Genomic DNA, 26463 nt, shown 5'->3' on the forward strand with positions numbered 1-26463 from the left:
CGCTTCCTCATGCCGGCTTCACTCCCAATCTTTCCCACAGTACCGGCGGCGATACGTACTGCATCTCGCCCGAAGCGGCGTCGACCGCGACCTGCACCGTGCACGCGCTGGTCAGCTTCTCGCCGCTGCCGGCGTCGTGGATCCGGTATTCCAGGCGCAGCCGGTTCTCCCATTCGACGATTTCCGCGCGCACCCGCAGCTTTTGCCCGTAACGCAGCGGGCGCAGGTACTTGATCCGCGCGTCGACCACCGGCCACAGCCAGCCGGAGGCCTGCATCTGCGGATAGTCGTAGTCGAAGCGCTGCAGCAGCGCGCAACGCGCCAGCTCCAGGTAGCGGAAATAGTTGCCGTGCCAGACCACCTGCATCGGGTCGCAGTCGTGGAAGGCCGGGCTCAGCTCGATCTCGATGGAAAGATCAGTCGGCATACAGCACCCACTCTTCGGCGCGGATCGCATCGACCAGCGCGCGCAGCTCGCCGTCCAGCGCGCGGTCCTCGCCGACCAGGGCGATGCGTCCGCACAGGTCCGCATGCATCCGCGCCGGCGCGCCGGTCAGCTGCGCCTGCGGGTCGGCGCGCCGGCGCAGTTCGACGCCCTGGCGCGCGGCGACCAGCATCGCCGCGGCGACCTGTTCGGCGAGCTCGAGCACGCGCAGGCAGTCGCGCGCGGCGATCGTGCCCATGCTGACCTTGTCCTGGTTGTGGCACTCGGTCGAGCGCGAGAATACCGATGCCGGCATGGTCTGCTTCAGCGCCTCGGCGGTCCACGCCGACACGCTGATCTGCAGCGCCTTCAGCCCGTGGTTGATCGCCGCGCGCGGGCCGTCGGCGCCGGACAGGTTGGCCGGCAGGCCGTGGTTGTAACGGGTATCGACCAGCAGCGCGAGCTGGCGGTCGAGCAGGTCGGCGACGTTGGCCACCGCGTTCTTCAGCGTGTCCATCGCCAGTGCGATATGGCCGCCGTAGAAATGCCCGCCGTGCAGGATCTTTTCCTGCTCCGGGTCGATCAACGGATTGTCGTTGGCGCTGTTGAGCTCGGTTTCGATCAGCTGGCGCAGGAACGGAAGGGCGTCCTCGAGCACGCCGATCACGTGCGGCGCGCAGCGCAGCGAATAGCGGTCCTGCAGGCGCTGCTCGTTGCGCGGCGGGCGGTCGCTGTGCAGGTCCTCGCGCAGGCGCCGCGCGATCCGGCCCTGCCCCGGGTGCGGCTTGGCCGCGAACAGCACCTCGTCGAAGTGGTGCGCGTTGCCGGCGCTGGCCAGCACGTTGTACGCCGTCACCCGCGTCGCCAGCCGCGACAGGTAGTCGGCGCGCTTCCACGCCAGGCAGGCGAGGCCGGTCATCACCGCGGTGCCGTTCATGATCGCCAGGCCTTCCTTCGGCCGCAGCCGCAGCGGCGCCATGCCGATTTCGGCGAGCGCGGCGCCGGCCGGGCGGCGCACGCCGCCGTGCAGCACTTCGCGCTCGCCGCACAGCACCGCGGCGACGTAGGACAGCGGCGTGAGGTCGCCGCTGGCGCCGACCGAACCCTCGGCCGGGATCAGCGGCAGCACGTCGTGGCGCAGCAGTCGCTCGAGGCCTTCGAGCAACGCCAGGCTGACCCCGGACATGCCCAGCGACAGCGAAGCGAGGCGGGCGGCGAGCACCGCGCGGGTTTCCTCCGCATCGAGGAAGCGGCCGAGGCCGCAGCCGTGGTAGGCGAACAGGTGGTGCGGCAGCTCGCGCACCAGCTCCGCCGGAATGCTGGTGGTGCACGAATCGCCGTAGCCGGTGGTGACGCCGTAGATCACCCCGTCCTCGCCGAGCACGCGATCGAGGAAGGCGGCGCCCTTGTCGATGCGCGCGCGGAACCCCGCATCGGCGGACAGCCGCGCCTCGGTCCGGCGCCGCGACAGCGCGACCACGTCCTCGATGCGCAACGGGGCCGCGCCGAACACGGCCGCGGGCGGGTCATGGGGAATTGCGGACATCGGCCACCTGGTCCCAGAAGGGGAAGAAATTGAACCAATCGTAGGGCGAGGCGCGCAGTTGCGCCTCGAGCCATTGCGCGAAGCGCGCGGCATGGCCGGCCAGCGCGGCATCGCGCGTGCGGCGCGGCAACTCGACGCGGGCGGCGAATTCGTCGAAACGCACTTCGTAGCCGTCGCCGGCATGCAGGCACGACATCGTGAACAACGGGCAATGCAGCGCTGCGGCGAGCACGTAGGCGCCGATCGGGAACGGCGCCGGGCAGCCGAGGAAGTCGACGACGGCGTGCCGGCCGCCGCGCACCGGCACGCGGTCGCCGGCGATGGCGACGAACTCGCCGCGCGCGACCCGTTCGCCGAGCCGCGCCGCGGTCGCCGGGTCGATCTCGTCGACCTGCAGCAGGCGGATGCGCCCGTGGCCGTCGAGCCGGTTCAGCAGGCGATTGAAGCGCTCGGCGTGGCGCGTGTGCACCAGCGCGGTCATGCGGAAACCCGGCACTTCGTCGGCCAACGCCTGGCACAGCTCGAGGCAACCGATGTGCGCGGTCACGATCACGCCGCCGCGGCCGGCGGCGAGCAGTTCCAGCACGCCCTGCCGGTGCACGCGGACCCGGTGCAGCGGATATTCGCCGCCGAGCGCGAGGATCTTGTCGAGCAGGGTTTCGGCGAACACGCGGAAATGGCGCAGGCTTTCCCGCCATCCGGGCGCCTTCGCGAACGCGCCCGCGTGCCCGTGGAGGCGGCGCAGGTATTGCAGCGACGCGCGGCGCGCTTCGCCGTTGAGCAGCCAGTGCACGAGCACCACCGGCGACAGGCAGAAACGGAACACGCCACGGCCGAGCAGGCGCCGCACCGCGCACAGCAGGCGGATGCCGGCGACCGAGGTGGTCTCGCCGATCTCGGCCCAGTGCCGTGCCGTCGCGCCGCTCATCGCGCGCCTCCGCGCCAGCGCCGCGCGAGCAGCCGCGGCGCGCGCCGCAGCATGCCGAAGAACAGCTTCGCGTGCATGCGGCTGATATGCAGGTTGTCGCGCCACACATCGAAGTGCGAGACGCCGTCGGCCGGATAGGTCACCCGCGTCCCGCGTTCGACGATGCGCACGTCGCGCCAGTACAGCCGCACGAGGATCTCGGTGTCGAAGTCCATGCGGCTGCCGGGCCGTTCCGCGTCGAGCAGCGCCAGTACCGGCGCCAGCGGGTACACGCGGAAGCCGCACATCGTGTCGCGGATGTCCAGCGACAGCGTGTTGATCCAGACCCAGACGTGGGTCAGGTAGCGACCGTACAGCCGCGACTTCGGCACGCTCGCGTCGTAGCGCGGCACGCCGCAGACCACCGCGTCCGGGTTGCGCCGCGCGTCGTCGAGGAAGGCGGGAATGTCGCCGGCGTCGTGCTGGCCGTCGGCGTCGATCTGCAATGCATGGGTCGCGCCGAGCCGCGCGGCCTCGCGAAAGCCGGCCATCACCGCCCCGCCCTTGCCGAGGTTCCGCGGCAGACGCAGCAGCTGCACGCCGGGCAGGCGCGCGAGTTCGTCGAGCACGGCGGCGCAGGCCGCGTGCGAGCCGTCGTCGACCAGCAGGCAGCGCCGGCCGTGGGCGAGCACGCGCCCCACCACCCCGCCGATCGCGTGCTCGTGGTCGTAGACCGGGATCAGCACCAGCGGGTCGAATCCGGGTATCCGACGGGCGGCTTCCTTATCCATCGCCGAACACCGCGCGTCCGCCGGCGTGCGCGCCGGCTTCCGAATCGTAGCGGAACGACAGCACGCCGCCTTCCGGGTTCCAGTCCAGGCGCAGGCGCAGGACCTGACCCGGCCGCGCGACCTGCTGGAACTTCAGCGCCTCCAGCCGCAGGAAGCGCGGCGGCAGCGCGAAGGCCTCGCGGCCGAAGCGGATCGCCCAGTCGGTTTGCACCACGCCGGGCAGGATCGGCGCCTGCGGGAAGTGCCCATCGAACGCCAGCAGCCGCGGATCGAGTTCGAGCGCGAGTTCGGCCGACCGCGCATCGCGCTGCAGCCAACGCGGCTGCGGCTGCGCCGGCCGGAACAGCGCAAGCAGCGCCGCCTGCGTGGTCTTGCCCTGCGCGTCGACCGGCAGCCCGTCGACGAAGCGCCAGCGCCGCGGCCGCGTGACCGCGTCCTGGCTGTCCGACAGGTGCGCGTCGAGCTGCTTCGCGAACCCGCGGCGACCGAGCGCCTGCAATTGCGCCTTGCCTTCGTCGCTGGTCGCGACCGCCGCGGCGAGCACGCTGCGCGCGCCCTCGAGCACCACCACGCGCGCCTCGCGCACGAACGGATGCGTGGCGAGCGCGCGCTCGAGTGCGTCGAGCGAAACGCGGCGCTCCTCGATCTTGGCGATGCGGTCGGCGCGGCCGAGCAGGCGGAAGCCACCATGGCCATCGCTTTCGGCGCGGTCCGTCGTCCGCCACCAGCCCGTGGCCGGCGGCAGGTACGGCGAATCGACCTCGAGTGCGTCGCCGGCGAGCCGCCATTGCACGCCGGGCAGCGCGCGCCACGCCGGCACGTCGTCGTCCCAGCGCCGCCAGGCGATGCCCCCGGTCTCGCTGCTGCCGAAGATCTCGGTCGGCGCCACGCCGAACACGCGCCGCGCCTCGATCGCGGCCTGCGCCGGCAGCGCGCCGCCGGACGAGAACACCGCGCGCAGGCGGCCATGCAGCGGCGTTGCGTCGAAGCGTTCCGGCAGGCGCTTCAGGTGCGCGGGGCTGCTGACCAGCAGCAGCGGACCGTCGCCGGGAATTGCCAGCAGTTCTTCGTGGAAGAAGCTGCGTGGCGCCACTTCGCGCCCCGCCGCCAGCGGCCACAGCACGCGGAACAGCAGGCCGTAGATGTGCTGGTGCGAGACCGTGCCGTGCACGACCGCGCCGTCGAGGCCGTCGCCGAACGCCGATTGCAGCGCCTCGACCTCGCGTTCGAGCTGGCACAGCTGTTTCTCCAGCGCGGCCGGCGTGCCGGTGCTGCCGGAGGTGAACACGACCAGTCGCGTCGCACGGCTGTCCAGCGCCTGCATGCCGCGGCCGTCGCCGCTGCTTCCGGGTGCGGCCAGCGGCGCATGCGCTGCGGGGATGTCGCCGGCGAAGCCCTGCGCCTGCGTTGCGATGCTTTCCAGCGTGGCCGGCAGCGCGTCGCCGGGCAGGAACACGCGCTTGCCCGCATGCCAGGCGCCGAACAGCGCGGCGGCGAACTCGCCCGCGTCTTCGAAGAACAGCGCCCAATCGCTTTCCGCGCGCGCGGCGAAGGCCGCGTGCCAATCGCGGGCGCGCTGCACGAATCGCGCGTGCCCGGCGCGCTCGCGGTGCGGCGCCAACGCGATCCGCTCCAGGCCGATCCACTCAGCCATGCGCCCCGCTCCCTGTCGGCGCGCCCCGCATAACGCGCTGGCGCACCCACCATTCGCCGGCGAACAGCAGGCCGATCAGCACGTAGGCGACCAGGCCGTTGTACAGCGCCCAGACACGCTCGCCGGCCCACAGCGCGGTGGCCAGTGCGATCGATCCGTTGAGCGCGAAGAAACCGCACCACGTCCATGTCACCTTGCGCGTGTAGGCCACGCCGCGCGGCGGCAGGTCGGGATGGCGGATCCGCGCGATGCGCTCGATCGCGCTCGGCGGCCAGCGCAGGCTGGCGGCGAACACAGCCAGCAGGGTCGCGTTAACCAGCACCGGGTACAGCTTCAACGGCAATGCCGCATTGAACGCCGTGGACAGCAGCGCCAGCACCGCGGCGCAGGCGGCGACCACCCACCACCACGACTGCCGCGCCGTCGCCGCGCGCAGCAACGCCACGCCGAGCAGCAACAGCGAAAGCCAGCGCGGCTCGAACCTGCCCAATGCGGCGTAGACCAGCAGCGGGTACGCGACGGTGACGGCCGCGAGCAGGAAAGCCCAGGCACGCTTCATCGTGCGCACCGCATGGGGCTCAGGCGTTCTGCGCGACGGTCAGCCCGTGCAGCACATCGACCACGTCCTGCACCGTGCGCACCGACTTGAACGCGTCCGGCTGCAGGCCGCGGCCGAGCAGCGGCTTCAGCTGCACGATCAGGTCGACCGCATCGATGCTGTCGATGTCGAGGTCGTCGTACAGCTTCGCCTCGGGCACGATCCGCGCCCGCTCGATCTCGAAACTCTCGTTCAGGATCGTCGCGATCCGTTCGAACAACTCGTCTTTCGTCATTTCCACTTACCCTTGCTGCGCGGCCGCCGCACCGGCGTGCGCGGACACGTATGCCACCAATGCGTTGACGCTGGCGAAATGCCGCTTCGGATCGTCCGCCTCGGCCGCGAAACTGACCCCGTAGCGCTTCTGCAGCGCCAGGCCCAGCTCCAGCGCGTCGATCGAATCCAGGCCCAACCCCTCGACGAACAGCGGCGCGGCGCTGTCGATGTCGTCCGGGGCGATGTCCTCCAGCGACAGCGACGAAATGATCAGTTCCTTGATTTCAAGCTCGAGTGCCTGCACGCATCGCCCCTTCGGAAAAATAACCCGCCAGATGTTCCGTCAAACGCCGCGCCGCCAGGTTCTCCCGGCCCGTCGCGTCGTCGTGTTCCCCCAGGAACGGCCGCACCGGCAGATCCTCGCCCACCTCGATCTTCACGTGGAAGCGGCGTTCCGGCACACAGTACCATTTCTGCCCCTTGATCAGCGTGGGCGGCGTGCACGAAATGCGGACCGGCGTGACGTCCAGCCCGCCGCGCACGGCGATGTAGGCCGCGCCGCGCTGCAGCCGCGGCGGCCGCCCCGGCACCGTGCGCGTGCCCTCGGGGAAGATCACCAGGTCGCCGCCGGCACGGACCGCGGCGATGCAGTCGTCGACCAGGCCGGCGCCGTCGTCGTTGGCGATGTAGCCGCAGGCGCGGACCGGCCCGCGCATGAACGGATTGCGAGCCACTGCCGACTTCACCACGCAGTCGGCGTTGGGCAGCAGCGACACCAGGAACACCACGTCGATCAGGGTCGGATGGTTGGCCAGCACCAGCAGCCCGTCGCGTTGCAGCCGCTCGCGGCCGTGGATTTCGTAAGTCAGCACGCCGAGGCGGCGCATCAGTTCGATGTGCGCGGCGAAGCCGCACTGCACCCAGCGCCGGGCGATGCGCCGGCGCCGGCGCGGGTCGCGCACGCACCACTGCAGCGGCGGGAACGCGAGCACGCGCAGCAACAGCCCGCCGATGCCGAACGCAGCGAAGCTGATCCCGGTCGCGAGCACGCGCCAGGCGCGGTCGAAGCGGCTACGCATGGCGTCGCCAGCGCCAGCGGCGATCGCCGTCGCCGAAACGCAGTTCGGCGTCGCCCGACAGCAGGAAGCGATGCACGTCCAGCGCGTGCGGCAATGCGGCAGCGCCGGCATCCGTCGCGATGCCGGCATCCCAGTCGAGTTCGATGCGGATGCCGTCGCGCGCGGCCGGGACGATCCGCCAGCACCACGCAAACGGCACCTCGGCCTCGTCGGCGAAACCGGCGTATTCGGCGGGCGGCGGCGCCTCGTAGCAGACCACCCGCACCTCCGTCGCGCCGTCGGCGAGCAGGCCGGCCGCTTCCACGCACGCGGCCTCGGCGGTGCCGCGCCCGCCGGCGATGGCCAGGTAGTTGCCGTGCCCGCCGGTAGCGATGGAATGGAACGCGGCGATGGCGTTGTGCACGGACAGGCCGAACGAGGTCGGCGACAGCGCCTCGTCGGCCGCCAGCGACTTCAGCAGCACCACCGAGCGCGCCACGTCGCCGTGCCGCGAGGCGAACACCAGCGGCGCCGAGGCATCGGCACCCTGCGCATCGCACCAGCACGCGGCCTGGATCGCCATGCGTCCGAGCCGTTCGATGCGCCGCCGCTGCATCGCCGGCACTTCGGCCAGCGCGGGAACCTCGTCGCCCCGTGGCGCCCACGGCGCGCGCGCCCAGGCTTCCCAGGCCGTGCGTTCCTGCAGGCCCGGCGCCCATGCCGCCCAATCCACTACCGAAAAACCGACCACGCCCCCCCCAGAACCGCCATCCGTTAGCCGTCCCGAGGGACAGTGCGGCCATTTTCGCCCATGCCATGCCGCGCCGGAACACCCATCCGCCCGGCACGGGGCCCCTGAGGGGGAGGCCGGAAACGGAAACGGCGGGCAAGGCCCGCCGTTTCCCGGTCGCACGTTCCGGTTCGGGGTACGGCGTCATCACGCCGCTCGACAGCTTGGCGTCGGCGGCGACGGTCAGCAGGCGGTTGACGTCCTGCACGTCCTGCACGTCGAGCGAGCCGGCGGCCTGTTCCAGCAGCAGGCGGTTCTGCAGGTACTGGTACTTGGCCTGCGCGTATTCGACCTGCGCCTGGAACAGCGTGCGCTGGTTCTGCAGCACGTCGAGCACGGTGCGGGTGCCGACCTCGAGGCCGACCTGCGAGGCGTCGTACGCGCTCTGCGCCGAGACCACCGCCAGGCGGCGCGCCTCGACCTCGCTGACGCCGGCGACCAGCGCCTGGTAGGCGTTGCTGGTGTTGCGCATCAGCGCGCGCTTGGTCGCTTCCAGCTGGTCCTGGGCGATGTCGCGGCGGGAAATGGCCTGGCGCACCCTGGACTGGGTAGCGCCGCCGGAGAAGATCGGCACGGTCAGGGTGAGGCCCCAGCTGTAGCCTTCGCTGTCGCTGGAAATGCCGGGCGACAGCGGGCCGTGCACGGAATCCCAGGCGGTGCCGTTGCTGTAGCCGCCGCTGAAACCGAGGCGCGGATAGTGCCCGGCGCGGGCGCCGGACACGCCGAACTCGGCCGACTTCAGGCCCAGTTCGGCCGACTTCAGGTCGGGGTTCTGCTCCAGCGCGCGGTCCACCCAGGCCTGTGCCGACTGTTCCGGCGGCAGTTCCGGACGGAAGTCGTCGGGCAGGCCCTGCAGGTTGGCCACCGGCTGGCCGGTCAGTTCGGTCAGCGCGCGGTAGGCGTCGTCCAGCGCGTTGCGGGCGAGGATGGTGTTGGCGCGTGCGCTGTCGTACTGGGCGCGCGCTTCGTGCACGTCGGTGATCGGCGCCAGGCCGACGTCGAGGCGCTTCTGCGCGTAGTCGTACTGCTTCTTCGACGCGGCTTCGTTGGTCTCGGCCGCGGCCAGCGACTCGATGCCGATCAGCACGTCGAAATACGCCGCCGAGGTGCGCACGATCAGGCTGCTGTTGGCCGAGGCCAGGTCGTAGTCGGCGGCCCGGGCGACGGCCTGGCTGGCGCGCAGGTTGGCGATGCTGCTCCAGTCGAACAGGGTCTGGTTGACGTTGACGCCGTAGCCGCGGCTCTTGGTGTTGCCGACCGGACTGCCCGGGCGGCTGCTGTGGTTGAGGTCGTAGCTGGCGCTGCCGTTGATCGACGGCAACAGCGCGGCGCGCGCCTGCACCTTGCCTTCCTTGTCGATCGCGGCGTTGGATTCGCTGATCGACAGGGTGGTGTCGCCGGTGCGGGCCAGCTCGTAGGTCTGCAGCAGGTCGGTGGCGCCGGCGTTGGCTGCGAGCAGCGACAGCGGCAGGGCAAGCGCGAGGACGAGGGGACGGCGGCTCATGCGGTCTGTTTCCTTGGGGGGCTTTTCGTTCAGAACACGAATTGCGGCGCGGGGGCGGCACCGGCCAGGTACGGCAGGTCGGTTTCGAACAACGACTCCAGGCGCAGTCCGTTGACATCGTTGTGCGCCAGCACCGCTTCCATCACCGGCGAATGGCCGTGCACGGCGAACAGGCGGCCGCCCGGGCGCAGCCAGCGCGCGAACCGCACCGGCAGTTCGGCGCACGCGCCGGTCACGACCACCGCGTCGAAACGGCGCTCGGTGTCCCAGGCGAAGGCGTCGGCGGTTTCGATGCGCACGTTGCTGCCGAGGCCGGCGGCGTCGAGGCTGGCGCGCGCGCCTGCGGCCAGTTCGGGCACGATCTCGAGGCTGAGCACTTCGCGCGCCAGCGCGCCGAGGCAGGCGGACAGGAAGCCGCTGCCGGTGCCGATCTCCAGCACTTCCTCGCCCGGCTGCAGCGCCAGCGCCTGCAGGGTGCGGCCCTCGATGACCGGCTTCATCATCTTCTGCCCGTGGCCCAGCGGCAGTTCGATGTCGGCGTAGGCCAGGGCGCGGTGCGCCGGCGGCACGAAGGCCTCGCGCGGCAGCGCGGACAGGGTTTCGAGCACGCGCAGGTCGAGCACGTCCCACGGGCGGACCTGCTGCTCGACCATCTTTTCGCGGGCACTGGGGTAATCGATCGTCATGGCGGGGGGTATCGGCAAGGAACGCGGGGTCGCTATTCTAGCGACGAACGACGGGTCCGCAGGCCGACAGGATCGCCGCCGCGGGGCGATTTTCCTCAGTGCCGGAAGTCACCGACACCTTGGTCACGCCGTGTTTCACCGGGATCCCCCCTCAGCGCGGCGCATAACCGCGCAGGAAGAAATCCACGGTGGACTGCAAATGGACGTTTATTTCGGCCCGGCCGGGCCTGCCGCCCAGCCCGCACATCAGCCGGTTGTGCAGCTCGCCCTTGGTCAGGCAGAAGAACTGGTGCGCGGCGCGGTCGATGTCGTCGATCGCCAGTTCGCCGGCCTCGACCCGCGCGCGCAGGAACGCGACCAGCGCGTCGATGGTCGGCTGCGGCCCGGCGTTCCAGAACATCTCGCGCAGGGGCGCGTCGGTCTGCGCCGACGACAGCATCATCCGGTGCATCGACAGGGCCTCGTCGCTGCTGACCAGGGCGAAGAACGCGCGGGCGATGGCCAGCAGCTGCTCGCGCAGCGGCCCCTTCAGGTCGGGCTGGAACAGGTCCTTCGGCAGCATCTCGTCGCACTTGCTGCGGATCGCCGCCGAAAACAGCGCTTCCTTGTCGCCGAAATGGCTGTACACGGTCAGCTTGGACACGCCGGCGGCGGCGGCGATCTGGTCCATGCTGACCCCATAGCCCTCGTTGACGAAGAGGTTCTTGGCCGCCTCGAGGATCGCGGTGCGCTTGCCCAGGTCCTTGGGCCGGCCGGGACCGGCGGCGGGTTTGCGGCTGGTGGGTGCGGGAATACTGCTCATGTTTCGAATACTAGACCAACCGGTTCGATAAATATACTATACCGGAAAGTCCATTTATTCGACGGCGGAGTCGGGCATGCGCGGCGCATACGCGGGATGGGTTCTGACGGTGTTGTGTGCGGCGCTGGCCGCCTGCGGCGGCGAACAGGCGGCCGAGGCGCCGCGGCCGGTACTGGTGGCGCATCCGGGCGGCGGCGAACAGGCCGCGCTGGCCACCTTCGCCGGCGAAGTGCATGCCCGCGAGGAAAGCCCGCTGTCGTTCCGCATCGGCGGCAACCTGGTCCGCCGCGACGTCGACGCCGGCGCGCGGGTCCACCGCGGCGACGTGCTCGCAGTGCTCGACCCGGGCGACGCCAGCCTGCAGGCGCGGGCCGCGCGGGCCGAGCTGGTCCGCCTGCAGGGCGACCTGGACCGCTACCGCAAGCTGGTCGCGCAGAAGCTGGTCAGCCAGTCGGCGTTCGACGCCCAGCAGGCGGCCTACGAATCCGCGCGCGCGCAGTACGAGGTCGCCCGCAACCAGACCGCATACACGCAGCTGCGCGCGCCGCGCGACGGCGTCATCGCCAGCCGCCTGGCCGAGGCCGGCCAGGTGGTAGCCGCCGGGCAGACCGTGTTCACCCTCGCCGCCGACGGCGGCCGCGAGGTCGTCATCGCCCTGCCCGAGGCGCATATCCGCGAATTCGGCGTCGGCCAGCCGGCGCAGGTCGAACTGTGGAGCGCGCCCGGCCGGCGCCTGCCCGGCCCCATCCGCGAGATCGCCCCCGCCGCCGACGCGCAGACCCGCACCTACCTGGCGCGGGTCGCGCTCGACGGCGACGCCGCGCAGGCGGTCGACCTGGGCCAGAGCGCGCGCGTGTTCGTGCAGCGCAACGGCCTGTCCGCCGCGCTGGGCGTGCCGCTGTCGGCGGTGCAGCGCGGCGACGGCGGCGCGACCTCGGTATGGGTGGTCGACGCGAAGACCCGCCGGCTGCGCGCGCAACCGGTGCAACTGGGGCCGTACGGCGAAACCGAAGCGCCGGTGCTGAAGGGCCTGACCGCCGCCGACTGGGTCGTCGCCGCCGGCGGCCACCTGTTGCGCGAAGGCCAGCAGGTGGTCGCGGTCGACCGCAGCAACAAGCCGGTACTACCAGCGCCCGCCGCCGTCGCGAAGGCGGAGTGACGCCATGCGCCGCTTCAATCTCTCCGAATGGGCGCTGACCCACCGCAGCCTGGTGCTGTACGCGATGATCGTGCTGGCGCTGATCGGCGCCTGGTCGTACCGCCACCTCGGCCAGTCCGAGGACCCGCCGTTCACCTTCAAGGCGATGGTGGTGCGCACCGTGTGGCCGGGCGCGACCGCGCAGGAAGTGTCGAAGCAGGTCACCGAACGCATCGAGAAGGCGCTGATGACCACCGGCAAGTACGAGTTCATCCGCTCGTACTCGCGCCCCGGCGAATCGCAGGTGATCTTCATGGCGCGCGATTCGATGCGCTCGAAGGAGGTCCCCGACCTGTGGTACCAGGTGCGCAAGAAGGTCGGCGACATCCGCGCGACGTTGCCGGAGGGCGTGGTCGGGCCGTTCTTCAACGACGAGTTCGGCGACACCTTCGGCAACATCTACGCGCTGACCGCGCCGGGCTTCGACTACGCGGTGATGAAGGACTACGCCGAACGCATCCAGCTGGCGCTGCAGCGCGTGCCCGACGTCGGCAAGGTCGAGCTGGTCGGCCTGCAGGACGAGAAGATCTGGATCGAGGTGTCGAACACCAAGCTGGCCACGCTCGGCATCCCGCTGGCCGCGGTGCAGCAGGCGCTGGAGGCGCAGAACGCGGTGGCGTCGGCCGGCTTCTTCGAGACCGCGACCGACCGCGTGCAGTTGCGGGTCAGCGGCAAGCTCGACTCGGTCGAGGCGATCCGCGACTTCCCGATCCGCGCCGGCGGGCGCAGCTTCCGCATCGCCGACATCGGCGAGGTCAAGCGCGGCTTCTCCGACCCGGCGCAGCCGAAGATGCGCTTCATGGGCGAGGACGCGATCGGCATAGCGGTGTCGATGAAGGATGGCGGCGACATCATCCGCCTCGGCGACACCCTGGAAGGCGAATTTCAGCGCCTGCAGCGCACGCTGCCGGCCGGCATGCAACTGCGCAAGGTTTCCGACCAGCCGCACGCGGTGCGCGAATCGGTCGGCGAGTTCGTGCGCGTGCTGGCCGAGGCGGTCAGCATCGTGCTGCTGGTCAGCTTCTTCTCGCTCGGCCTGCGCACCGGCCTGGTGGTCGCGGTCAGCATCCCGCTGGTGCTGGCGATGACCTTCGCGGTGATGCACTACTTCGGCATCGGCCTGCACAAGATTTCGCTGGGCGCGCTGGTGCTGGCGCTGGGCCTGCTGGTCGACGACGCGATCATCGCGGTGGAGATGATGGCGATCAAGATGGAACAGGGCTTCGACCGGATGAAGGCGGCCAGCTTCGCCTACCGGACAACCGCGTTCCCGATGCTGACCGGCACCCTGGTCACCGCCGCCGGCTTCCTGCCGATCGCGACCGCGGCGTCGAGCACCGGCGAATACACCCGCTCGCTGTTCCAGGTGGTGACGATCGCGCTGGTGGTGTCGTGGATCGCCGCGGTGCTGTTCATCCCCTACCTCGGCGACAAGATGCTGCCCGACCTGCACCTGACGCCGCAGGCGCCGAAGCCGGGCTCGCCGGCGGCACGCTGGCGCGCGTTCCGGCAAGGCCTCGCCGACCGCTTCCCCGCCTTCGCCGGCTGGATCGCGCCGGCTTCGCACCCCGCGCACGACCACGATCCGTACCAGCGGCCGTTCTACCGGCGCTTCCGCGTGCTGCTCGACGCCTGCCTGCGCCGGCGCTGGCTGGTGATCGGCATCACCATCGCCGCCTTCGTCGCGTCGATCGCGCTGTTCCGCTTCGTGCCGCAGCAATTCTTCCCGGATTCGACCCGCCCCGAGCTGATGGTCGACATGGAGCTGGCCGAGGGCTCGTCGCTGAAGTCGACCGACGCGCAGGCGCGCAAGCTCGAGGCGCTGCTGGCGAAGCGGGAGGGCATCGACAACTACGTCGCCTACGTCGGCACCGGTTCGCCGCGCTTCTACCTGCCGCTGGACCAGCAGTTGCCGCAGACCCACTTCAGCCAGTTCGTGGTGCTGGCGGAGGACATCGAATCGCGCGAGGCGCTGCGCAGCTGGCTGATCGACGAAGTCGCGCCGCAATTCCCCGAACTGCAGCTGCGCGTGACCCGGCTGGAGAACGGCCCGCCGGTCGGCTACCCGGTGCAGTTCCGCGTGTCCGGCGAGCACATCGACCGCGTGCAGGCGATCGCGCGGCAGGTCGCCGACAAGGTCCGCGCCAACCCGCACGTGGCCAACGTCAACCTGGACTGGGACGAGCCAAGCAAGGTGGTCAGGCTGGACATCGACCAGGAACGCGCGCGCGCGCTCGGGGTCAGCAGCAGCGACGTCGCGCATTTCCTCGCCGGCTCGCTGTCCGGCCTGCACGTCAGCACCTACCGCGAGGACAACGAACTGATCGAGATGCTGCTGCGCGGTCCGGAACAGGAACGCCTGCAGCTGGGCCTGCTCGGCAGCCTGGCGGTGCCGACCCCGAACGGCAGCGTGCCGCTGTCGCAGGTCGCGCGGCTGGAATACGCGTTCGAGGACGGCGTGATCTGGCACCGCGACCGCCTACCGACGGTCACCGTGCGCGCCGACATCCGCGACGAACTGACCCCGCCGACGGTGGCCGCGCAGATCCTGCCGACGCTGGACGGCATCCGCGCCGCGCTGCCGGAAGGCTACCTGCTGGAAACCGGCGGCACGGTCGAGGACTCGGCGCGCGGGCAGAATTCGATCAAGGCCGGCCTGCCGCTGTTCGTGCTGGTGGTGACCACGCTGCTGATGCTGCAGCTGCGCGGCTTCTCGCGGGTGGCGCTGGTGCTGCTGACCGCGCCGCTGGGCCTGATCGGCGTGACCCTGGCGCTGCTGGTGTTCCGCGTGCCGTTCGGTTTCGTGGCGATGCTCGGCACGATCGCGCTGGCCGGCATGATCATGCGCAACTCGGTGATCCTGGTCGACCAGATCCAGCAGGACATCGACGCCGGCCACGACCGCTGGCACGCGATCATCGAGGCGACCGTGCGCCGCTTCCGCCCGATCGTGCTGACCGCGCTCGCCGCGATCCTGGCGATGATCCCGCTGTCGCGCAGCGCGTTCTTCGGGCCGATGGCGGTGGCGATCATGGGCGGCCTGACCGTGGCGACCCTGCTGACCCTGCTGTTCCTGCCGGCGCTGTACGCGGCGTGGTTCAGGGTGAAGCCGGAAGAGCGCGGCGGTTGATTTTCCCCTTCTCCCCCTGCGGGAGAAGGTGGCGCGTAGCGCCGGATGGGGGGACGCGAACGCAGTGAGCTTCGCGTGAGAAGCCGTCCCCTCTTCCTCGTATGCCGCGCGCTTTCCCTCTCCCGCAAAGGGGAGAGGAAGAACGGCGGCACGGATCAGACCGTGAAAGCCAGCGTCGCCTGCACCGCACGCTTCCAGCCGGCATACAACGCTTCGCGTTTCCCGGCATCCATCTGCGGCTCGAAGCGATGCTCGACCTGCCGCTGCGCCGCGAGTTCCTCGCGACTTTCCCAGAAACCGGCCGCCAGCCCGGCCAGGCAAGCCGCGCCCCACGCGCTGGTTTCGGCGTTCTTCGGCCGCTCGACCGCGACGTCGAGGATGTCGGCCTGAAACTGCGCGGCGAAGTCGTTGCGGATCGCACCGCCGTCGGCGCGCAGCGCCTTCAGCCGGATGCCCGCGTCGGCCTGCATCGCGTCGAGCACGTCGCGGCTCTGGTAGGCCATCGACTCGAGCACCGCGCGGATGAAGATTTCCTTGGTGGTGCCGCGGGTCAGGCCGAACATCGCGCCGCGCACGTCGCTGCGCCAGTACGGCGCGCCGAGGCCGACGAAGGCGGGCACGAAATACACGCCTTCGTTCGACGGCGCGCGTTCCGCGTAGTCGCGCGTGTCGCTGGCGCGGCCGAGCATGCGCAGCCCATCGCGCAGCCATTGCACCGCCGAGCCGGCGACGAAGATGCTGCCCTCCAGCGCGTACTCGACCTCGCCGCCGATGCCCCAGGCCAGCGTGGTCAGCAGGCCGTTGTCCGAGCGCACCGCCTTGTCGCCGGTGTTCATCAGCAGGAAGCAGCCGGTGCCGTAGGTGTTCTTGGCCATGCCCGGCTCGAAGCAGGCGTGGCCGAACAGCGCCGCCTGCTGGTCGCCGGCGATGCCGCAGATCGGCACGCGGCGCGACAGCACGCCGTCGCTCGCGGTGTGCGCGAACACGCCGCTGCTGGCGCGGACTTCCGGCAGCATCGATGCCGGCACGCCGAGCATGTCGAGCAGCTGCGGGCTCCATTCGCGCCGGTGGATGTCGTACATCAGTGTGCGCGAAGCGTTGCTGTAATCGGTCGCGTGCGTGCGGTCTTCCGACAGGTGCCACAGCAGCCAGCTGTCGATGGTGCCGAACAGCAGTTCGCCGCGTTCGGCCTTTCCGCGCCCGCCCGGCACGTGGTCGAGGATCCACTTGACCTTGGTGCCGGAGAAGTAGGCGTCGACCAGCAGGCCGGTCCGGTCGCGCACGGGTCCGTCGTACCCGTCCTCCTTCAACTGCTCGCAGATGCCCGCGGTCTGCCGCGACTGCCAGACGATCGCGTTGTGGATCGCCTGCCCGGTGTTCCTGTCCCAGACCACCGTGGTCTCGCGCTGGTTGGTGATGCCGATGCCGGCGATCTGCGCGGAAGCGACCTGCGCGCGGGTCAGCACCTCGGCGATGGTCGCGTGCACGCTGGCGAGGATCTCGCGCGGGTCGTGCTCGACCCAGCCCGGTTGCGGGAACAGTTGCGTGAACTCGCGCTGGGCGACGCCGGCCACCGTGCCGTCGCGTTCGAACAGGATCGCGCGCGAGCTGGTCGTCCCCTGGTCGATGGCCAGGATGTAGCGCTTTTCCATCGCGTCCCTCCACGGATGCGCGCGGAATCATCGCATACGCGACACCGTGGGGCGCGACGCGCCCCCGCGGTTACAGGCGCTGCAGCACCGCCTGCGTCGCCTCGGCGGTACCGAGCCTGCCGCCGAGGTCGGCGGTGAACTGCCGATCGTCCAGCGCCTTGCCCACCGCGTCCTCGACCTGCCCGGCTTCGTCGTGCAGGTCGAGCGAATGCCGCAGCAGCAGCGCCGCGCTGAGGATCGTCGCGTAGGGATTCGCCACGCCCTTGCCGGCGATGTCCGGCGCCGAGCCGTGGATCGGCTCGTACACGCCGATGCTGCCGTCGCCGAGCGAGGCCGACGGCAGCAGGCCGAGCGAGCCGGCCAGCATCGAAGCCTCGTCGGTCAGGATGTCGCCGAACATGTTCTCGGTGACGATCACGTCGTACTCGCGCGGCTTGGCCAGCAGGTGCATCGCCATCGAATCGACCAGCTGGTGCTCCAGCTCCACGCCCGGGAATTCCACGCGGCCGATCCGCGCGGCGACGTCGCGCCAAAGCCGCGAGGTTTCCAGCACGTTGGCCTTGTCGACCGAGGTGACGCGGCCCTTGCGCCGTTCCGCGAGGCGGAACGAACTGCGCACCACGCGCTCGATCTCGGCGACCGAGTACGCGCACAGGTCGCTGGCGGCGGTCGCGGTGCGGGTCTTGTCGCCGAAGTAGATGCCGCCGGTCAGTTCGCGGACGACGACGATGTCGACGCCCTGCAGCAGTTCGGCCTTGATCGGCGAGGCGCCGAGCGCGGCCGGGTGCGGCCTGACCGGACGCAGGTTGGCGTACAGGCCCAGGCCCTTGCGCAGCGCGAGCAGGCCCTGTTCCGGGCGAACCTTCGCGTTCGGGTCCGACCACTTCGGCCCGCCGACCGCGCCGAGCAGCACCGCGTCGGCGCGCTTGCACGCTTCCAGCGTCGCGGCCGGCAGCGGATCGTCGTGGCGGTCGATGGCGATGCCGCCGATGTCGTGTTCGGCGAAGGCGAACCCGTGGCCGCGGCGCCTGGCGACTTCGTTGAGGACGGCGATCGCGGCAGCGGTGACTTCCGGACCGATGCCGTCGCCGGGCAGTACGACGATGTTGGCTTGCATGTGGCTTCCCGTTCTTGCCTCCTCCCCTGCGGATGCAGGGGGGGAGCCGGTTATTGGCGTTGTTGTTCGTATTGCGAAATCGCGTCGGCGCGCGCGAGCAGGTAGCCCAGTTCGTCGACGCCTTCCAGCAGGCAGGTCTGCGAGAAGCTGTCGAGCGGGAACGAATACACGCGGCCATCAGGCGTGCGCAGTTCGCGCGCGGCCACGTCCACGGTCAGCTCGTCGTCGGGACGCCGCATCAGCGCCTGCACGTCGGCCTCGTCGAGCACGATCGGCAGCAGGCCGTTCTTCAGCGAGTTGCTGCGGAAGATGTCGGCGATCTCGCTGGACACGATCGCGCGCAGGCCGAGGTCGGTCAGCGCCCACGGCGCGTGCTCGCGCGAGGAACCGCAACCGAAGTTGCGGCCGGCGAGCAGGATCGAGCGGCCCCGGTTCTGCGGCTGGTTGAACGGGAAGTCGGGGTTCGGCGAGCCGTCGGCCTGCCAGCGCCAGTCGTTGAACGCGTTCTTGCCCAGGCCGGCGCGTTCGGTCGTCGACAGGAAGCGCGCGGGGATGATCTGGTCGGTGTCGATGTTGGTCTGCGCCAGCACGACGCTCTTCGATTTCAGTTCGCGGAAGCCGCTCATTTAACCTTTCCTTTGGCCTTTTTCTTCTTCGGCGGAACGGATGCCGAACCGCCCTTATTCGCCTGCACCTGCGAATGCAGCGGCATGTCGGCGGCGCGGCGCGACAGCGCGCGGGCGATGTCGGACTGGAAGGCCACCGCGGCGGCCGTATCGCTGTGGTGCTGGGCCATCACGCCACCGCCTTCTTTCCGGCGAACAACTCGCGCGGATCGCTGACCTTGCCATTGACCGCCGCCCACGCCGCGCTCAGCGGCGAGGCCAGCAGCGTGCGCGAACCGGGGCCCTGGCGCCCCTCGAAATTGCGGTTGCTGGTGCTGACCGCCAGCTGCCCCGGCGCAACCAGGTCGCCGTTCATCGCGATGCACATCGAGCAGCCCGGCTCACGCCATTCGGCGCCGGCTTCGCGGACGATGCGGTCGATGCCCTCGGCCTCGGCCTCGCGCTTGACGATCTCCGAGCCCGGCACGACCAGCATGCGCACGTTCGGCGCGACCTTGCGGCCCTTCAGCACCACCGCGACCTCGCGCATGTCGCGCAGGCGGCCGTTGGTGCAGGAGCCGACGAAGACCACGTCGACCGGGGTGCCTTCGAGCGGATGCCCCGCGTCGAAATGCATGTAGTCCAGGCCCTTCTTCGCCGCCGCGTCGCTGGCCGCGGGAATCGGCTCGTCCACCGCGATCGCGGTACCCGGGTGCGTACCCCAGGTCAGGGTCGGGCGGATGTCCTTCGCGTCGATGACGACTTCGGCATCGAACTTCGCGCCATCGTCCGTGCGCAGCCGCCTCCACCCCGCCACCGCCGCGTCGAAATCCGCCGGCGCGTGCGGGGTGCGGCGGACGTATTCGAAGGGGGTTTCGTCCGGCGCGCCCATGCCGGCGCGGGCGCCGGCCTCGATCGACATGTTGCACAGGGTCATGCGCTGTTCCATGTCCATCGCGCGGATCGTCGAGCCGCGGTACTCGATGACGTGGCCGGTGCCGCCGTTGACGCCGATGGCGCCGATGACGTGCAGGATCACGTCCTTGGCGCCGACGCCCGGGGCCAGCTCGCCTTCGACGGTGATCGACATCGATTTCGGCTTGCGTTGCAGCAGGCATTGCGTGGCCAGCACGTGGCCGACCTCGCTGGTGCCGATGCCGAACGCGAGCGAACCGAACGCACCGTGCGTGCTGGTGTGGCTGTCGCCGCAGACGATGGTCATGCCCGGCCGGGTGAAGCCCTGCTCCGGCGCAATCACGTGGACGATGCCGCGGCCGGCCGAGCCCATGTCGAACAGCTCGATGCCGAACTCGGCGCAATTCCGCGCCAGCGTCTCGACCTGCGTCTCCGACGCCTTGGTGTAGTACGGCAGCCGGCCGTCCGGGCCGGCCGGCAGCGTCGGCGTCGAGTGGTCCATCGTCGCCTTGGTGCGGTCCGGGCGGCGCGGCTTCAGCCCGCGCGCGCGCAGCTCGGCGAAGGCCTGCGGCGAGGTGACCTCGTGGATCAGGTGCAGGTCGATGTACAGCACCGCCGGGGCGGAGTCGGTTTCGGGGACGACGACGTGGGCGTCCCAGAGTTTGTCGAACAGGGTGCGTGGGGCGGAAGTCATGGAAAAGGTCTGGATGGGTGATGGTTTACGTCGCTTCCCGCGCTTGCGGGGGAAGGCCGGGACGGGGACAGGCGGGGACGATGGTTTCCATCGCCGGCCACGCACCCCCAACCCCTGCCCTCCCCGCGGAACGGAGGAGGGAGCGGAAGTCAGGCGGCGGCGATCACGCCGCCGGCGCGGACGGCGTTGCGTTCGCGCAGGATGCGGTTGGCCACGTCGAGCCAGGCAAGCGCGCTGGCCTCGATCACGTCCTTGCTGGTGCCGGTGCCGTCGTATTCCTCGTCGCCGTAGCGCACGCTCAGGTTGGCCTCGCCGCGCGCGTCGGCGCCGAGGCCGACGCTGTGCACCTGGTAGCTTTCCAGCACCAGGTCGACGCCGGTGGCCGCGGCCAGCGCCGAGAACAGCGCATCGACCGGGCCGTCGCCGTTGGCGGTCTCGGTGAAGCGCTCGCCGTTCGGATCGGACAGTTCGACCGTGGCGCTGGCGCGGATGTCGCCGGTGCGCGCGCCGCCGTCGTTGATCGTCATCGAGGCGAGGCGGTAGCCCTGGTTGCCGCTGGCGTCGTCGTGCATCAGCAACTGCAGGTCGCTGTCGGTGACCACGCGCTGCTTCTCGCACAGCGCCTTGAACTGTTCGAACACCGCGGCCAGTTCGTCGTCCTCCAGCCAGTAGCCGAGCGCACGCAGGCGCGCCTCGACCGCGGCGCGGCCGCTGTGGCGGCCCAGCACCATCTGCGTGTCCGGCCAGCCCACGTCCTGCGGGCGCATGATCTCGTAGGTGCCGCGGTGGCGCAGCATGCCGTGCTGGTGGATGCCGGACTCGTGGGCGAACGCGTTCGCGCCGACCACCGCCTTGTTGCGCTGCACCGGCATGCCGACCAGCCGCGACAGCAGCTGCGAGGTCGGCACGATGCGCCGCGCGTCGATGTTCGTATCGAAGTTGTAGAAGGCGTTGCGCACCTTCAGCGCCATCACCAGTTCCTCGATCGCGCAGTTGCCGGCGCGCTCGCCGATGCCGTTGATCGAGCCCTCGACCTGGCGCGCGCCGCCCTCGATCGCGGCCAGCGAATTGGCCACGGCCAGGCCCAGGTCGTTGTGGCAGTGCGCGCTGAACACCACGTTCCCGGCGCCCGGCACTTCCGCGATCAGCTTGCGGAACATCTCGCGGATTTCCTCCGGCGTGGTGAAGCCGACCGTGTCGGGCAGATTGATCGTGGTGGCGCCGGCGGCGATCGCCGCCTCGACCACCTGCGCCAGGAAGTCGATTTCGGTGCGGGTCGCGTCCTCGGCGGAGAACTCGACGTCGTCGATGTGGCGCCTCGCGTAGGCGACGTGCTTGTGCACCGAGTCCAGCACCTGCGCCTTGTTCATGCGCAGCTTGTACTCGCGGTGCAGCGGGCTGGTCGACAGGAACACGTGCAGGCGCGGCCTGGCCGCGCCCTCCAGCGCGCGCAGCGAGGTGTCGATGTCGGCCTCGAGGCAGCGCGACAGCACCGCCAGCGTGGTGTCGCGCAGTTCGCGCGCGATCAGCGCCATCGCCTCGCGGTCGGACTGCGAACTGGCCGGGAAGCCGGTTTCGATGACATCGACGCCGAGCTCGGCCAGCGCGCGCGCCATCACCACCTTCTGCGGCGGGGTCATGCTGCAGCCGGGCGACTGCTCGCCGTCGCGCAGCGTGGTGTCGAAGATGCGGACGTTGTTGGGGGAAGTGGACGTGTTCACCAGACGGGTTCCTCGGTTACTGCAGCGGCGCGCGCTTGGCGTTCATTTTCGCGCACGGCGGGGGTGATGGGGGGAGTGGCGGAAGTCGCGGCATCCGGCGGATTCGCGACGGAGCGCGTAAGTCGGCCCGGCTCCGGTTCCGGCGCGCGCCGGCGCGGCTTGCGCGGCGCGGCGGGGCGCACCTCGGACAACAGTTGCGCCAGCACGCCGGCATCGATGTTGCCGCCGGAAACCACCGCGCACTTGCGCTTGCCGGCGACGCGGCGGCCGGCGGCCAGCGCCAGCGCGCCGGCGCCTTCGGCGATCAGGTTTTCCTCCAGCGCCAGCCGCACCAGGGTTTCGCGCAGTTCGGCCTCGCGCACGATGACCACGTCGTCGAGCAGCGAGGCGCACAGCCGGCGGGTGATGAACCCCGGCACCTTGACCTTGACCCCGTCGGCCAGCGTCGGCGCCGGCGGGATCGGCGTGGCGTCGCCCTTCAGCGCGCGCGCCATCGCGTCGACACCCTCGACCTGCGCGCCGACCACGCGCACGCCCTGCGACTTCAACGCCAGCGCGACGCCGGAAGCGAGCCCGCCGCCGCCGATCGGCACGATCACCACGTCCGGCGCATGCGGGGCGATTTCGATGCCGATGGTGCCCTGCCCCGCGATCACGTCCGGGTCGTCGAACGCGGACAGGAAGCGGTAGCCGTTCTGCGCGGCCAGCTCCTTCGCGAACGCGAACGCCTCGTCGTAGCTGTCGCCGTGCTGGCGCACCGCCGCGCCCCAATGGGCGACGCCGGCGACCTTGTTCCGCGGCGCGCCGTGCGGCATCACCGTGATCGCGGGCACGCCGAGCCGGTACGCGGCCCAGGCCACGCCCTGCGCGTGGTTGCCGGCCGAAGCGCAGATCACCGGGCGGCGGTCGCCGCGCTCGCGCGCGGCCAGCAACGCGTTCAACGCGCCGCGCACCTTGTACGAGCCGGTGCGCTGCAGGTTTTCCAGCTTCAGCATCGTGCCGAAACGTTCGGCGCGGTGCATCGGCGTCACCGGCAGGTAGCGGCGCAGCCGCGCCTGCGCGGCCAGCACGTCGGCGACGCCGACGCCTACGTCGCCTTCGACGCTGGAGCTGGCGCGGGAATCAGGCATGGCGGCCGGCGAACGTCCCAGCTGGAAGAAGACGCCTCCGAACAGCGGATCCGATGGCGGTCCGGGCGGCGATCACGCGACCGCCTCCAGCGTGGCGGTTTCGTCCAGCGGCGTGACCTCGACCGACTCGCAGTCGTAGACCTTCTGCATCTGCAGGCGCAGGGTTTCCGCCGGGCGCTGGCCGTCGACGACCAGCTGCAGCCGCCACGGGCCGCCGCTGCCGTCGGGCCGGCCGCTGATCTCGCACGGGGTGAAGCCGCGGCGCTCGGCCATGCCGATCACGCGCACCAGCGCGCCTTCGGCGGGCTTCAGCACCAGGTCAAGCCGGTATCGCATGGTTCGAGGGCTCCGGGTTCGGTTTGGCCGGGTTGGATTCCAGCATCGAACTGTTGGCGCTGTTCGGCGGCACCAGCGGCCACACGTTCGCCTTCACGTCGATCGCCACGTGCAGCAGCGCCGGGCCGGGCTGGGCCAGCAGCGCGGCCAGCGCGTCGTCGACCTCGCTGCGCCGCTCGATGCGCCGGGCCGGGATGCCGAACACCTGCGCCAGCGCGGCGAAGTCGGGGTTGTCGGACAGGTCGATCTCGCTGTAGCGCTCGGCGAAGAACAGCTCCTGCCACTGCCGCACCATGCCCAGCGCGTTGTTGTCCAGCAGCACGATCTTCACCGGCATGCGCGTGCGCGCGATCGTCGCCAGCTCCTGCACGTTCATCATGAAGCTGCCGTCGCCGCTGACCAGGACCACCGTGCGCTCCGGGCAGGCGAACTGCGCGCCCATCGCCGCCGGCAGGCCGAAGCCCATCGTGCCCAGCGCGCCGCTGGTCAGGTGGTTGCGCGGATGGTCGAACTTGCAATGCTGCGCCACCCACATCTGGTGCTGGCCGACGTCGCAGGCGATGATCGCGTCGTCCGGCGCGACTTCGCTCAACCGCTTCAGCAGCGCCGGTGCGTAGATGTCGCCGCCCGGCGCGTCGTAGCGCGCGGCGAAGCGCTCGCGGCGCTGCTGGCAGGTCTGCCGCCAGTCGTCGCAGGTGGCGCGCGCGCCGCCCAGCGCCCGCAGGCCCGCGGCGACGTCCCCGGGGATCGCGATGTCGGCGGTGCGCAGCTTGGATATCTCGTACGCATCGGCATCGAGGTGGACGACGCGCGCGAACGGCGCGAACTCGGCCAGCTTGCCGGTGGCGCGGTCGTCGAAGCGCGCGCCGACCACGACCAGCAGGTCGCATTCCTGCACCGCCATGTTCGCCGCGCGCGTGCCGTGCATGCCGAGCATGCCGAGGAACTGCGGATGGTTGCCGGGCAGCGCGCCCAGCCCGCGCAGGGTCAGCACGGTCGGGATGCGCGTGGCCTCGACGAACTGGCGGAACGCGTCGACCGCGTCGGCCAGGGCGATGCCGCCGCCGCCGTAGACCACCGGCTTCTCCGCGCCGGCGATCGCGGCCAGCGCCTCGGCCAGCCTCGCCGCGTCGGGCGCCGGCGGCGCTTCGACCGCGGCGGGGACGTGGTCCGGCAGGTGCGAGGCATCGGCCATCTGCACGTCCTTCGGCAGGTCGACCAGCACCGGGCCGGGACGGCCTTCGCGGGCGATGCGGAAGGCTTCGCGCAGCACTTCGGGCAGGTCGCCGACCTTCCTGACCAGGAAGCTGTGCTTGACGATCGGCATCGTCAGACCGAACACGTCCAGTTCCTGGAACGCGTCGGTGCCCATCAGCGGCGTCGCCACCTGCCCGGTCAGGCAGACCATCGGCACCGAGTCGAGCATCGCGTCGGCGATGCCGGTGACCAGGTTGGACGCGCCGGGGCCCGAGGTGGCGACGCAGACGCCGACCTTGCCGCTGGCGCGCGCGTAGCCGTTCGCCGCCAGCGCCGCGCCCTGCTCGTGGCGGACGAGGATGTGCTTGAGTTTCGAATCCACCAGCGCGTCGTAGAACGGCATGATGGTGCCGCCGGGATAACCGAACAGCGTGTCCACGCCCTCGGCTTCGAGGGCATGGGCGATCCAGCGGGCGCCATTGCGTGGGGCAGTGGCGGCGGTTGCGTTCATGCGGCGGCCTGCTTCTCGGAAGGTTGCTCGTCCGTGTCGGGTTGCGAAGCGCCGGCCTGCAGCCACACCATCTTCGCGCGCAGCTGCTTGCCGACCTGCTCGATCGGGTGGTCGAGGTCGGCCTGCTTGAACTTCTTGTAGTTCGGCAGGCCGGCTTCGTACTCGGCGACCCAGTTCTTGGTGAAGGTGCCGTCCTGGATGTCGGTCAGCACGTCCTTCATCCGCGCCTTCACCGAGGCATCGATCACGCGCGGGCCGCTGACGTAGTCGCCGTACTGCGCGGTCTCGGAAACGAACTCGAGCATGCGGGTGATGCCGCCCTCGTAGAACAGGTCGACGATCAGCTTCAGTTCGTGCAGCACTTCGTAGTAGGCGATCTCCGGCTGGTAGCCGGCCTCGACCAGCGTTTCGAAACCGGCCTGCACCAGCGACGAGGCGCCGCCGCACAGCACCGCCTGCTCGCCGAACAGGTCGGTCTCGGTCTCCTCCTTGAACGTGGTCTCGATCAGGTTGGCGCGCGCGCCGCCGAGGCCGGCGGCGTAGGCCAGCGCCAGCTCCCTGGCCTTGCCGCTGCGGTCCTGGTACACCGCCCAGATGCACGGCACGCCGCGGCCGATCTCGTATTCGCGGCGGACCAGCGCGCCCGGGCCCTTCGGCGCGACGAGGACGACGTCGAGATCGTCGCGCGGCACGATCATGCCGAAGTGCACGTTCAGGCCATGCGCGAACAGCAGGCACGCGCCCTGCTTCATGTTCGGCGCCAGCACCTCGTTGTACAGCTTCTTCTGCACCATGTCGGGGGTCAGCACCGCGACCAGGTCGGCGTCCTTCACCGCGTCGGCCGGCGGCTTCACCACGAAACCATCCGCCTGCGCCTTGGCCTCGGTGGGGCCGCCCGGGCGCAGGCCCACGGTCACGTCGAAACCGGATTCGCGCAGGTTCAGCGCGTGCGCGCGGCCCTGGCTGCCGTAACCGACGATGGCGATCTTGATGTTGGGAAGATTCTGCTGCTGGGTCATGGTGCGAAGGTTCCAGTTTCGGAGGGAGGTCGGGGAGTGAGTGGTGTCGGGAAGTCTTCAAACAAAAAACCCCGCGCCTTGCGGTGCGGGGTTTCGAGAATCTGGCGTGTTTTGCAGTTACGCGCCGGTCCGTCCCGCACCTGTGGGCTTGGTAATAAGGACGAGTACGAGCGCAAGCGACGCGGCTTCGGCCGCGGTCGGAACGTTCGCGAGTGGCGTGTGGCGTTGCAGCATTAGGGCAAACTAAACCCGCGTCGTCGGC

At 70.5% G+C, this 26463-nt stretch carries 23 protein-coding genes and 2 pseudogenes; 2 read left to right on the plus strand and 23 right to left on the minus strand.

Annotated features, from left to right (window positions below; translation table 11 throughout):
* Positions 1-7: 7 nt before the first annotated feature.
* The 13 genes and pseudogenes from CSC71_RS05000 to CSC71_RS05060 form a co-directional block, all read right to left on the minus strand.
* Positions 8-427, minus strand: a complete 420-nt coding sequence (locus CSC71_RS05000; protein WP_162373259.1) for an acyl-CoA thioesterase — start codon at positions 425-427, stop codon at positions 8-10.
* Complete coding sequence (locus CSC71_RS05005) at positions 417-1970, minus strand: HAL/PAL/TAL family ammonia-lyase (protein ID WP_162373260.1); 1554 nt, start codon at positions 1968-1970, stop codon at positions 417-419. The genes CSC71_RS05000 and CSC71_RS05005 overlap by 11 nt, the downstream gene beginning before the upstream one ends.
* Complete coding sequence (locus CSC71_RS05010) at positions 1951-2898, minus strand: lysophospholipid acyltransferase family protein (protein WP_162373261.1); 948 nt, start codon at positions 2896-2898, stop codon at positions 1951-1953. Before CSC71_RS05010 ends, CSC71_RS05005 begins: the two co-directional genes overlap by 20 nt.
* Positions 2895-3668, minus strand: coding sequence for a glycosyltransferase family 2 protein (locus tag CSC71_RS05015; RefSeq protein WP_162373262.1), 774 nt, complete (start codon positions 3666-3668; stop codon positions 2895-2897). The genes CSC71_RS05010 and CSC71_RS05015 overlap by 4 nt, the downstream gene beginning before the upstream one ends.
* Positions 3661-5322, minus strand: coding sequence for an ApeI family dehydratase (locus CSC71_RS05020; RefSeq protein WP_162373263.1), 1662 nt, complete (start codon positions 5320-5322; stop codon positions 3661-3663). Before CSC71_RS05020 ends, CSC71_RS05015 begins: the two co-directional genes overlap by 8 nt.
* Positions 5315-5881 carry a COG4648 family protein gene (locus CSC71_RS05025; protein ID WP_162373264.1) on the minus strand — a complete coding sequence of 189 codons (567 nt, stop codon included), beginning with the start codon at positions 5879-5881 and terminating at the stop codon, positions 5315-5317. Before CSC71_RS05025 ends, CSC71_RS05020 begins: the two co-directional genes overlap by 8 nt.
* 19 nt (positions 5882-5900) lie before the next feature.
* A complete protein-coding gene (locus CSC71_RS05030) occupies positions 5901-6155 on the minus strand; it encodes an acyl carrier protein (RefSeq protein ID WP_162373361.1) in 255 nt (84 codons plus the stop codon).
* Positions 6156-6161: 6 nt separating this feature from the next.
* Complete coding sequence (locus tag CSC71_RS05035; protein ID WP_162373265.1) at positions 6162-6440, minus strand: phosphopantetheine-binding protein; 279 nt, start codon at positions 6438-6440, stop codon at positions 6162-6164.
* Positions 6421-7215, minus strand: a complete 795-nt coding sequence (locus tag CSC71_RS05040) for a lysophospholipid acyltransferase family protein (RefSeq protein ID WP_162373266.1) — start codon at positions 7213-7215, stop codon at positions 6421-6423. The genes CSC71_RS05035 and CSC71_RS05040 overlap by 20 nt, the downstream gene beginning before the upstream one ends.
* On the minus strand, positions 7208-8107 hold the full coding sequence (locus tag CSC71_RS05045) for a beta-ketoacyl synthase chain length factor (protein ID WP_343037673.1): 900 nt from the start codon (positions 8105-8107) through the stop codon (positions 7208-7210). The genes CSC71_RS05040 and CSC71_RS05045 overlap by 8 nt, the downstream gene beginning before the upstream one ends.
* A 19-nt stretch (positions 8108-8126) precedes the next feature.
* Positions 8127-9488 (minus strand): annotated as a pseudogene (locus tag CSC71_RS05050) (TolC family outer membrane protein); the annotation flags it as partial.
* A 29-nt stretch (positions 9489-9517) separates the two neighbouring features.
* Complete coding sequence (locus tag CSC71_RS05055; RefSeq protein ID WP_162373267.1) at positions 9518-10174, minus strand: protein-L-isoaspartate O-methyltransferase family protein; 657 nt, start codon at positions 10172-10174, stop codon at positions 9518-9520.
* A 151-nt stretch (positions 10175-10325) separates the two neighbouring features.
* A complete protein-coding gene (locus CSC71_RS05060; protein ID WP_162373268.1) occupies positions 10326-10976 on the minus strand; it encodes a TetR/AcrR family transcriptional regulator in 651 nt (216 codons plus the stop codon).
* Positions 10977-11052: 76 nt separating this feature from the next.
* On the opposite strand from CSC71_RS05060, the gene CSC71_RS05065 reads away from it, so the two are divergent.
* Positions 11053-12135: an efflux RND transporter periplasmic adaptor subunit gene (locus tag CSC71_RS05065; protein WP_162373269.1), complete on the plus strand. Its 1083-nt coding sequence runs from the start codon at positions 11053-11055 to the stop codon at positions 12133-12135.
* A 4-nt stretch (positions 12136-12139) separates the two neighbouring features.
* A complete protein-coding gene (locus CSC71_RS05070; RefSeq protein WP_162373270.1) occupies positions 12140-15304 on the plus strand; it encodes an efflux RND transporter permease subunit in 3165 nt (1054 codons plus the stop codon).
* Between the two features lie 155 nt (positions 15305-15459).
* Here CSC71_RS05070 and glpK read toward each other — a convergent pair whose 3' ends face one another.
* The 10 genes and pseudogenes from glpK to ilvC all read right to left on the minus strand — a co-directional run.
* Entirely contained in the window at positions 15460-16956 is a 1497-nt protein-coding gene (gene glpK / locus CSC71_RS05075; RefSeq protein WP_162373271.1) for a glycerol kinase GlpK, read from the minus strand.
* Positions 16957-17026: 70 nt separating this feature from the next.
* Positions 17027-18073: a 3-isopropylmalate dehydrogenase gene (leuB, locus tag CSC71_RS05080; RefSeq protein WP_162373272.1), complete on the minus strand. Its 1047-nt coding sequence runs from the start codon at positions 18071-18073 to the stop codon at positions 17027-17029.
* Positions 18074-18123: 50 nt separating this feature from the next.
* The gene (gene leuD / locus CSC71_RS05085; RefSeq protein WP_162373273.1) at positions 18124-18699 is read right to left on the minus strand and encodes a 3-isopropylmalate dehydratase small subunit; all 576 of its coding nucleotides are present in this window, start codon (positions 18697-18699) and stop codon (positions 18124-18126) included.
* Positions 18696-18869 (minus strand): hypothetical protein, encoded by a 174-nt coding sequence (locus tag CSC71_RS05090; RefSeq protein ID WP_162373274.1) that lies wholly within the window; start codon positions 18867-18869, stop codon positions 18696-18698. Before CSC71_RS05090 ends, leuD begins: the two co-directional genes overlap by 4 nt.
* Positions 18869-20287 (minus strand): 3-isopropylmalate dehydratase large subunit, encoded by a 1419-nt coding sequence (leuC, locus tag CSC71_RS05095; RefSeq protein ID WP_162373275.1) that lies wholly within the window; start codon positions 20285-20287, stop codon positions 18869-18871. The genes CSC71_RS05090 and leuC overlap by 1 nt, the downstream gene beginning before the upstream one ends.
* A 149-nt stretch (positions 20288-20436) precedes the next feature.
* On the minus strand, positions 20437-22008 hold the full coding sequence (locus CSC71_RS05100; protein ID WP_246192001.1) for a 2-isopropylmalate synthase: 1572 nt from the start codon (positions 22006-22008) through the stop codon (positions 20437-20439).
* The gene (locus CSC71_RS05105; RefSeq protein WP_162373276.1) at positions 22005-23138 is read right to left on the minus strand and encodes a threonine dehydratase; all 1134 of its coding nucleotides are present in this window, start codon (positions 23136-23138) and stop codon (positions 22005-22007) included. The genes CSC71_RS05100 and CSC71_RS05105 overlap by 4 nt, the downstream gene beginning before the upstream one ends.
* A gap of 72 nt (positions 23139-23210) precedes the next feature.
* A complete protein-coding gene (locus CSC71_RS05110; protein WP_162373277.1) occupies positions 23211-23474 on the minus strand; it encodes an ACT domain-containing protein in 264 nt (87 codons plus the stop codon).
* Positions 23458-25182, minus strand: a complete 1725-nt coding sequence (gene ilvG / locus CSC71_RS05115) for an acetolactate synthase 2 catalytic subunit (RefSeq protein ID WP_162373278.1) — start codon at positions 25180-25182, stop codon at positions 23458-23460. The genes CSC71_RS05110 and ilvG overlap by 17 nt, the downstream gene beginning before the upstream one ends.
* Positions 25179-26210, minus strand: a pseudogene (gene ilvC, locus CSC71_RS05120) (ketol-acid reductoisomerase); the annotation flags it as partial. The pseudogene ilvC and the gene ilvG, both read right to left, overlap by 4 nt.
* Between the last annotated feature and the right edge of the window lie 253 nt (positions 26211-26463).

The organism is Pseudoxanthomonas sangjuensis, assembly GCF_010211755.1.
Lineage (GTDB): Bacteria > Pseudomonadota > Gammaproteobacteria > Xanthomonadales > Xanthomonadaceae > Pseudoxanthomonas_A > Pseudoxanthomonas_A sangjuensis.